Raw genomic sequence first — 8,264 nt, forward strand, 5'->3', positions numbered from 1 at the left:
AACGATTTCGGTCTTTTAGTAAAAGAAAAACCGATTCGATCACGCAACGCCGGTCACATGGGAGTCGTGGGGCTGATGATCAACGCGTGGGCCACACGAGCTCAAAACGCTGCAACGGGTTCGGCGCGGATGACCTGCGGCCAGAACATCTCAGAAGCTGGCGTTAGCCTCCGCTGGCCATCCGGCCGATCACGTCCGCTGCAAACAAGGGCACCCGTTGCTATCATCTCATGCTCGCGCGATGCAAACGCCGGGCCGAACACTATTGCCCCTTTCCCCTTTTTGTGGCTAGCGGCGGTTTTGGTCGCGGCGGCGGGCGGCTCGGTCGGTGTGGTCCTTTCTGGCTGCCCCGGCGGCGAGCGCCATCGCACCGATCAAGACTTGGGACATCGGGTGTGAGGCGACGTTGCCCAGTTGCTTACTGAGCGTCGGCCCCCAGCGCTGGGCGCGGCGGAGTCGATCCCAGGCGTCGTCGATGTCGCGTTCGTTCTTGGCCCGATGCAGGAGGTCCAGGATGTCCAGCGAGGGTTCGAAATGGGAACGCGCGGCGTCGAACTTTGCCGCTCGGAAACGTTGGATCAGCCGGCCGAGTGCTTCGATGCAGCGCTGCATGTCACGAATCTCGTCGTGATGTCGGCGGGTGTCGCCGTTCAGATCGTCGAGTTTCTGGTCGACCCCCTGGATCCGTGCGACGATTTGATCATCGGTCAGCGAAGGGGTTCGACGGGCGTTGGAGGCCAAGTCGCGCGCGTCGATCTCGGCGAGCCGTTCGCGAATCGCGGCCACGGCTTCGCGGTAGTATTCTCCGCGGGTGTCTTCCAGATCCGTCAGCTCGCGCTGGAGCGATTCCGTTTCGTCGCGGAGCTTGTCGAGTTCCACGAGTTGCCGCTCGCGGCGATCGCCCAACTGTTCGGCTTTGGAGACGGCGGCGGTCAGCCCGAGTCGCTTGACGACCAGGTCGCGTCGCTTTTCCAGTTCCTCCATCACGGTGTCGAGCGCGGCGCGGTCCTCGCCGATGAGTTTGCGCATTTGGTCGGGGGTATCGGCCAGGAACTGGTAGCTCTGTCTGGCTTTGTGGTAATCGATGTATTGCGCCAGCCAACGATCCATCCGGCGTGTGAAGCCTCGTTTGCCGTACTGGTCGGTACCGTAGTGCTGGTCTCTCAGGTAGGTGAATAGCGCGCTGTTTTCGTAGCCCGGCAGTTTTCGCGCGGCGTCCTGTTCGATTTCGTTCAGGTTGGCTTCGGCCCGCTCCAGGGCGGCTTCGGCCATCGCCGCTTGATTGGAAAGTGAAACAAAGGTTTCGTCGGCGGCCAATTCAGATTCGACTTGCGAGGCGAGTGCGTCTTGTTTCGATTTCGCTTCGTCATAGTCGGCATTGATTTCCAACAAGCGATCCTCTTGCAGATCGCGTCGCTCGTTGGCGTCGGCCAGCGCGGTCGACACGCGGCGCCGATGGTCTTCTTTTCGCATCAAGACCTGCCGGACGCGATCACGGACTTCGCCCCAAGACGATTCGATCGATTCACGGGTCAACTCGGGCAGGTAGTATTCCGCCAGATTGATGAGTGCGTCGCTGCGATCGTCAGCGAGTTGGTCTCGTTGGGCATCGATCGAGGAGAACTCGGACCGCATCTGGTCGATGCGTTGCTGCACGTCTCTGTACCCGTCCATCAGCAGACGGTGCATTGCCGGACCGGAAATCGTCATGTTGCACGCAATCCTGGGCTAACCGAAGAGGAACCAAAGGCCGCCGGCGAATCCCGCGGCACCGGCCAACGACCAAAGAATCTTGCCCCGCCACACCCAGCAGTGGGCGAGAAAACGTTTCAACCCTGGCGCGGGATCCTGGTAGGTATGCAGGGTTTCCATGTACTGGCCGATCGCCGCATCGATTTCGGCCTCGGTCACGTTGTCACCGGACAATCGCGCCGTCCGCAGTAATTTTTCGCGGAGGGCGACGCGGAGGTCATCTCGGCGAAACATCTCCTCGGCTTTCTCGCGTTGGTCCCGCATTTCCCGGGCGACGTCCATCACCCGCAACGTTTCCTGCAGCGTCAGGTGTTGGCCGGGGACTTCGATTCGGGTCTGTTTGGCTTGTGCTTGGCTCATCGTGTTTGATGTGGGAAAACAGGGCGTGGGGGCGGTGCCCGAGAATACAAGATACCGTCTCGATTGCGTCTGGGGCATCGGTGCGCTAACTTGGTAGGCGTGTTGACGCCCGTCGTCGGTTTCTTTCGCAACCATACATCCGTCAAAGACCCAAAAACATGTCCCAGCAAGCTCAAGCGTCTGCATCGCAATCCCAGTCTCAGCCACGCGATACGAGCAAGATGCGAAAATACCTCAACGATGCGGTCCAGGTGTTGAAGGATTTCGGCGTCGACAGCAAGAGTGGAGCCCCACAGGAATTAATTTCCTTGCTCGAAGGCGTCAAGCATCTCGATGAGGCCAAAGTGTTGGCGATCGCGGATGTGATTCAGCACATGGGGGCGTTCAACGCGTTGGTGCGCGAGAATGTCGAGAGCATCGAGGTCGGCAACCGGTACCTGCAGATTTCTCAGGAATTCGACTCCGTCCGTGAGGACAGCAAGCGGTTGATCGCCCAGCTGGATGACGGTCGCATCAGCGGCACCGAAAAACTGTCCAACTGGTGGATGAAGATCCGCCGGGGGACCCCCAACGACCGCTTCGAAAAAATCGTCGAAATCTATTCCGACGTCGCCAAGGACACCAAGGAGGCACTCAAGAGCGAAGACCGGATCATGGACGCGTACATCGACTTTCGATTTGCGCTCAAGGAAGCCGAGGTGCTGGCCCGCGAGTTGCTCGATGCCCACGCCCCACGGTTGGAAGCCGTTCAAAAGGCACTTTCGGATGCCCAAGAGGCATTGGACAACTACACCGGCAGCGACGAAGGGGGCAAGAGCCAGTTGGAGCTTGCACGTGACGAGTCGCGCCAGAAATATGAAGACGAGGACGAGACGTACCAGTTACTCAAAGACATCGCGGAGAACTTGGAAATCGGTTACGACGTCGGTGAAACGTTGATCAGTAAGTTGAAACAGACGCACGATGTCAAGGAACGCGTCTACCGCCGCGCGGTCACGTTTTTCACGACCAACGAACATGTCTTCACGATCCTCGGCACGGTCTATCAAAGCCAGCACGGTCTACACGAAGTCACCCAGGCGACCGAAGCGATGAAGGACGGCGTCAACAAGGGGTTGGAAGACGTCGCCAACTTGGGGCGTGAACTGGAACGCGCCGCGTTGAAGGCCGGATACGGCAGCACGATCAATCCTGAATCGGTGCAAAAACTGGTCGATGCGATCAGCGATTTTCAGATCGAGTCGTTGGAGATGATCGCCGAACTACGCAAGGAGAGCGAAGAGAGCACGCGGGCGATTCGCAAAAGTGTCGAAGAGGGCAAGAAGAAGTACCAGGAAACACTCGCCCGCCACGCACGCGACCAGATCAAACGCTGAAGCCATGCCACTTGATCCCCTGAACCTCGCCCCCCTGACCGACGCCCAGAATCGATTCCGGCGCGAATTCAATGATTTCGCCCGGTTATGGCAGGAAACCAAACAGGACTGGCGAGACGATCGCGCGGCGGAATTCGAGCGGGAGTTTCTCGCCCCTCTGGGGCCGAGCCTGTCGCGGTTTGCGTCGACGTTGGCCGAATTCACCGAGACATTGCGGAAATCACAAGCCGCGATCAACGACACCGACCAACGTTCCCGCGAGCTATACTAGAGTCGGTCTCCTGAACTGAAATGATTGGGGTAGCGGCACCGGCGACGAGTTTCGGACGCTCTTCCTGTTTGGCAGACAGACTGTCGGCGGGTCCGAGACGAGAGGACCCCACGCCATGGAAACGACGGGTCTGCCCGGTTGGGATATCTCCCTCGTCTTTTCTCCTCGATTCCGATCCGCACCATGAAAGACTTCTCGGTTGCACCCGCGGGGCTGTTCTCGCCCGAGCGACAACGCCGCCTGATCGATGCGTTGGTCACGCGGTTTGAAACCTGCCAAGCCCAGCGTCAGGAACTGATCAACCAGCACGCCGCCCAACGCGACGAAGAGGAGCAACAGTTACTGTCCGATCGCAGTGGCGTGACGGCCGAGTGTCGACGGCAGCGGCGGATCACACTGGGCCAATGGGATGCGGCCGAGGAGAAGGTGTTCGCCGGCTATGAAGAGGAAACCGTTCGGTTGCGAACGGAGGTCAATCGTCTCGCCTCGCTGTATCGCAAAAAGGCGGCCGAGGGAAAAACCGCGATCGAGCGAAAAGTCGAAGCGCGTCGCGAAGCCATCCTGCATCAATTCGAGGCGCGGCGTCACCAGCCCGGCGAGCAGAGCAAAAAAGAGATCGAGCAAATCAATGCTTCGCTCGTTCCGATCGGTGAAGACGTGGCTTGGGCACGCGATTTGACCATTCGGCGACTGGATCGGTTGCCCAACGTCCCACCGGCGGAGACTCCGGAAGAGGACATGAGCGAGCCGCCACCGGAATCGATTGCCGAAGCCGTCGACACCGTGTATCGGCTTTCGCGAGCGTGTCGGGGCTTTGTCACCGAGCTGCAAAACAGTGCGGCGGCCAAATTCGATGATTCGTTTTATTTGCCTGGTGGCGTCGCCGTCGCGGTCGTGTTGTGGTGTGTCGGCGTGCAGGTCGTCCAGCCGGCCGCGTATTGGCTGTACATGGTTTCCGGCGTGGTGGCCGCCGCCGTGATCGGGTTTTGCATTTACGCGGCGTTGCTGATTCCCCTGCGGCGGCAAACCCGGCAGATGTACCCCAAGATCATTCGGACGGGGCAAGCCGCCGAAGAAGCTGCCGCGGCCGGGCGCAAGATCTCCAAAGACACCGCACGCGACGCGTTGGCCGACTTGGAAGATCGTCGTGATCGGCACCTTGAAGCGGCCGATCAATGGCGTGAAGAGCAGTTGGAGCATTTGGCGCAGCAGTTGGCGGCCGAGCAGGAAGCGGCCAGGGCAGAATTGAACGAGCAATTGGAGCAGCTCGGTGACGATTTCCTGTCCGGCTATGGCAAGGTGAATTCGGAGATGCATCATCGTGCCGAGCAGGTCGCGGCAACCATCACGGCACAGTTGGCCGACACCGACCAGGCCTTGCACCGGCAACGGGAAACCAACGCGCGTCGACGGCACGAAGAATTGCAACGGGTGACCGATCGGATGCGAGACGGGGTGCGGGGCGGTCTGGAACGCATCAAGTCGGCCGGAAAGGCATGCGTTATGCGGTTTCCAAACTGGGACAAGGTCGCCGACCAGCCGCACACCGAGTGCGACGAATTGGATTTCGTGCCGCTGGGGCATCTGAAAGTGACCGAGTTTCTGGCGCGGACGCTGACGTCCGAACGCATTGGGGATGCCCCCGACGGGGCGGGCAACCACTCCGATCAAGTCAAACCGCTGTTTCGCAGCGGCGATCTTCCCGACGAAATGCCGGTGGCGCTCCATCGGCGGCTGCACGACGGTTTGATCGTTCACGCCGCCCCGGACCAGATGACCAAGGCGGTCGAGCTGGTTCATCAGGTCTTGTGGCGGATGCTTTCGGGGACCTCCGGCGGGCGAACCAAATTGACGCTGATCGATCCGATCGGTCGCGGCCAGAACTTTACCTCGTTCATGTCCTTGGCCGATCACGATCCCACCCTCGTCAGCCATCGTGTCTGGACGACCGAGAATCAAATCGAAACACGGTTGGGCGAAATCGCTCAGCACGCCGAGGATGTCTTGCAGTCCAGTCTGCGGGACCAGTTCGAACGCGTCGAGGACTACAACCAGATCGCCGGTTCGATGGCCGAGCCCTATCAAGCGGTCGCCGCGGTCGGGTTTCCCGAAGGCTTGACCCGCGGCGGGTACAAACACCTCAAAGCGCTGATCGAGAGTGGTGTTCGCTGCGGCGTCTTCGTTTTCATGGTCTGCAACGAGAATCAAGTCTGGCCCAGCGATCTGCCGTTGCCCCACGACAGCCGCGTGTTGGAATTGTCGGTCGACAAAGACGGCCATTGGAGCGTGCGGCACGAGGGTCTGGAACGATTGGAGTTTGTGCCGGCGGAGAATGTCGAGGCCGATCTGCGTGGGGAACTGGCCAACCAGATCGGGACGGCCGCCACCATGGCCGCGCGGGTGGAAATTCCGCTGGAGTCGATCCTGCCGGCACAAGGCGGCAAGGCGCGGACCGATGAGGGGATCGAGATCACGATCGGCAGCCAGGGCGGGCAACGGACGCTTGCCTTGGACCTGGGCGAAGGCGTCCGCCAGCACGTCTTGATCGCGGGGAAAACCGGGTCGGGCAAAAGTACCTTGCTGCACTCGATCATCACCTCGGGGGCGCATCACTACACACCCGAACAATTGCAGTTTTACCTGTTGGATTTCAAGAAGGGTGTCGAATTCAAGACGTATGCCGACAGCGGGTTGCCGCACGCACGGGTGATCGGCATCGAAAGCGAACGCGAATTCGGTCGCAGCGTTTTGCAGCGGCTGGATCAGGAACTGCAACAGCGTGGTGAACGATTTCGTGCGCAGTCGACGCAGGAGTTGGCGGACTATCGATCGGCAAGCGGTCAGCCGATGCCGCGAATCATGCTGATCATCGATGAATTTCAAGAGTTGTTCATTCGCGATGACAAGGTGGCCGCGGAGTGCTCGATGTTGCTGGACCGGCTGGTGCGTCAGGGGCGGTCGTTTGGGATCCACGTGATTTTGAGCAGCCAGTCGCTGGCGGGGGCCTATTCGTTGCCGCGGGCAACGTTGGGGCAGATGGCCGTTCGGATCGCGATGCAATGCAGCGAGTCCGACGCGGCGTTGATTTTGTCCGATGACAACACCGCGGCGCGATTGATCACGCGTCCCGGTGAAGCGATTTACAACGATGCGGGCGGCTTGATCGAAGGCAATCAACCGTTCCAGGTTGCCTGGCTGAGCAACGACGAGCATCGAACGTTGCTGTCCAAGATCACGCAGCGGGACAAGGTGTTTCTCGAAAAACTACCTCCGCCAGTGGTGTTCGAGGGCAATCGTCCCTGCAAATGGTCGCCGGGGTTGGCTGCGGCCGCGATCGGCGATCGGGCCCAGTCGGGCGAAGAGTTGCACGGATTGTTGGGAGAGTCCGTCGAAATCGGTCCGCCGGTTGCAATCGAATTGTCTCGCAACGCCGGTCGCAACGTGGTGATGATTCCGGCGCCCGAAGCCCGCCCCGGTCTGCTCTCCACGATGCTTTCCGGGTTTGCGAGGTCGAACTCGGAATTGGAAGTGATCTATTTCAACGGCAACCGAACCAACGAAACCCAGTCTCTGTCTCCGTGGTTGCAGCGGGCGGGAATCAAAGTCCGTGAGGTGAAGCCGCGTGAGAGTGCACCGGAAATGGGCAAGTTGGCCGAGTTGGTGAAGGAACGCGGCGACGAGGCCGAGGGGGTTCATCCGATCGTGATCGTGATCGATCCGTTGGATCGATTCCGAGACTTTCGCCACGAAGACGCGTTTAATTTTTCGCTCGATGCGACGCAGGGCAGCATGTCCGGAGGCCAGGCGATGCGCGAAGTGCTCAAAGACGGACCGCCCGCCAACGTCTACTGCATCTTGGTGTGCGGCGGCGTGGAAATCATGACCCGCTGGTTGCCCCGGCAATCACAGCATGATGTCGAACTGCGTGTGCTAGGGCAATTGAACGCGTCTGATTCGTCCTTGTTGATCGATTCTCCGATCGCCAGCGAACTGTCCGCCGCGACGATGCTGTTGTACGATGAACCGGCGGGCCGAATCAGCAAGTTTCGCCAGCCCGATCAAGCCGAGGCGATGGACGTCAAAGCTTGGTTGGAATCGTAGCAGCTCATTCACTTCCCAAGATCAGGTTTCACACCGTCGACCATGCCATCGATCTTTAGCAAAATCATCGACCGCGAAATTCCCGCCGACATTGTGTTCGAAGATGACGTGTGCTTGGCGTTTCGCGATATCAATCCCAAGGCGCCGGTTCATGTCTTGGTGATCCCCAAGAAAGAGATTGAATCGCTGGCACATTTGTCCGACGAAGATGAATCGATTGTCGGTCACTGCGTGTTGGCGGTCGCCAAGATTGCCGCCCGGGAAGGCTTGGCCGATGGCTACAACATGGTCGTCAACTGCGGTCAGGCGGGAGGACAGGAAGTACCGCACCTGCACTTTCATCTGCTCGGTGGCGCCAAACAGACGCTGGTTTGAATAGGATGTGCTGGTGTCCAGGCTTTAGC

At 59.7% G+C, this 8,264-nt stretch carries 6 protein-coding genes; 4 read left to right on the forward strand and 2 right to left on the reverse strand.

Annotated elements, in window-relative coordinates; all coding sequences use genetic code 11:
* Positions 1 to 288: 288 nt before the first annotated feature.
* Together NZK35_RS31795 and NZK35_RS31800 are read right to left on the reverse strand one after the other, a co-directional pair.
* A complete protein-coding gene (locus tag NZK35_RS31795; protein ID WP_259636563.1) occupies positions 289 to 1,710 on the reverse strand; it encodes a hypothetical protein in 1,422 nt (473 codons plus the stop codon).
* 18 nt (positions 1,711 to 1,728) lie between these two features.
* Positions 1,729 to 2,112 (reverse strand): DUF6384 family protein, encoded by a 384-nt coding sequence (locus NZK35_RS31800; RefSeq protein WP_259636564.1) that lies wholly within the window; start codon positions 2,110 to 2,112, stop codon positions 1,729 to 1,731.
* A gap of 158 nt (positions 2,113 to 2,270) precedes the next feature.
* Here NZK35_RS31800 and NZK35_RS31805 point away from each other — a divergent pair, with 158 nt between their 5' ends.
* The 4 genes from NZK35_RS31805 (at position 2,271) to NZK35_RS31820 (ending at position 8,235) form a co-directional block, all read left to right on the forward strand.
* On the forward strand, positions 2,271 to 3,488 hold the full coding sequence (locus tag NZK35_RS31805) for a cell surface protein (protein ID WP_259636565.1): 1,218 nt from the start codon (positions 2,271 to 2,273) through the stop codon (positions 3,486 to 3,488).
* A 4-nt stretch (positions 3,489 to 3,492) separates the two neighbouring features.
* Entirely contained in the window at positions 3,493 to 3,759 is a 267-nt protein-coding gene (locus tag NZK35_RS31810) for a hypothetical protein (protein ID WP_259636566.1), read from the forward strand.
* Positions 3,760 to 3,942: 183 nt separating this feature from the next.
* Entirely contained in the window at positions 3,943 to 7,860 is a 3,918-nt protein-coding gene (locus NZK35_RS31815) for an FtsK/SpoIIIE domain-containing protein (protein ID WP_259636567.1), read from the forward strand.
* A gap of 42 nt (positions 7,861 to 7,902) precedes the next feature.
* Complete coding sequence (locus NZK35_RS31820; RefSeq protein WP_259636568.1) at positions 7,903 to 8,235, forward strand: histidine triad nucleotide-binding protein; 333 nt, start codon at positions 7,903 to 7,905, stop codon at positions 8,233 to 8,235.
* Positions 8,236 to 8,264: the final 29 nt, after the last annotated feature.

This window comes from Stieleria sedimenti (genome assembly GCF_025060895.1).
Lineage (GTDB): Bacteria > Planctomycetota > Planctomycetia > Pirellulales > Pirellulaceae > Stieleria > Stieleria sedimenti.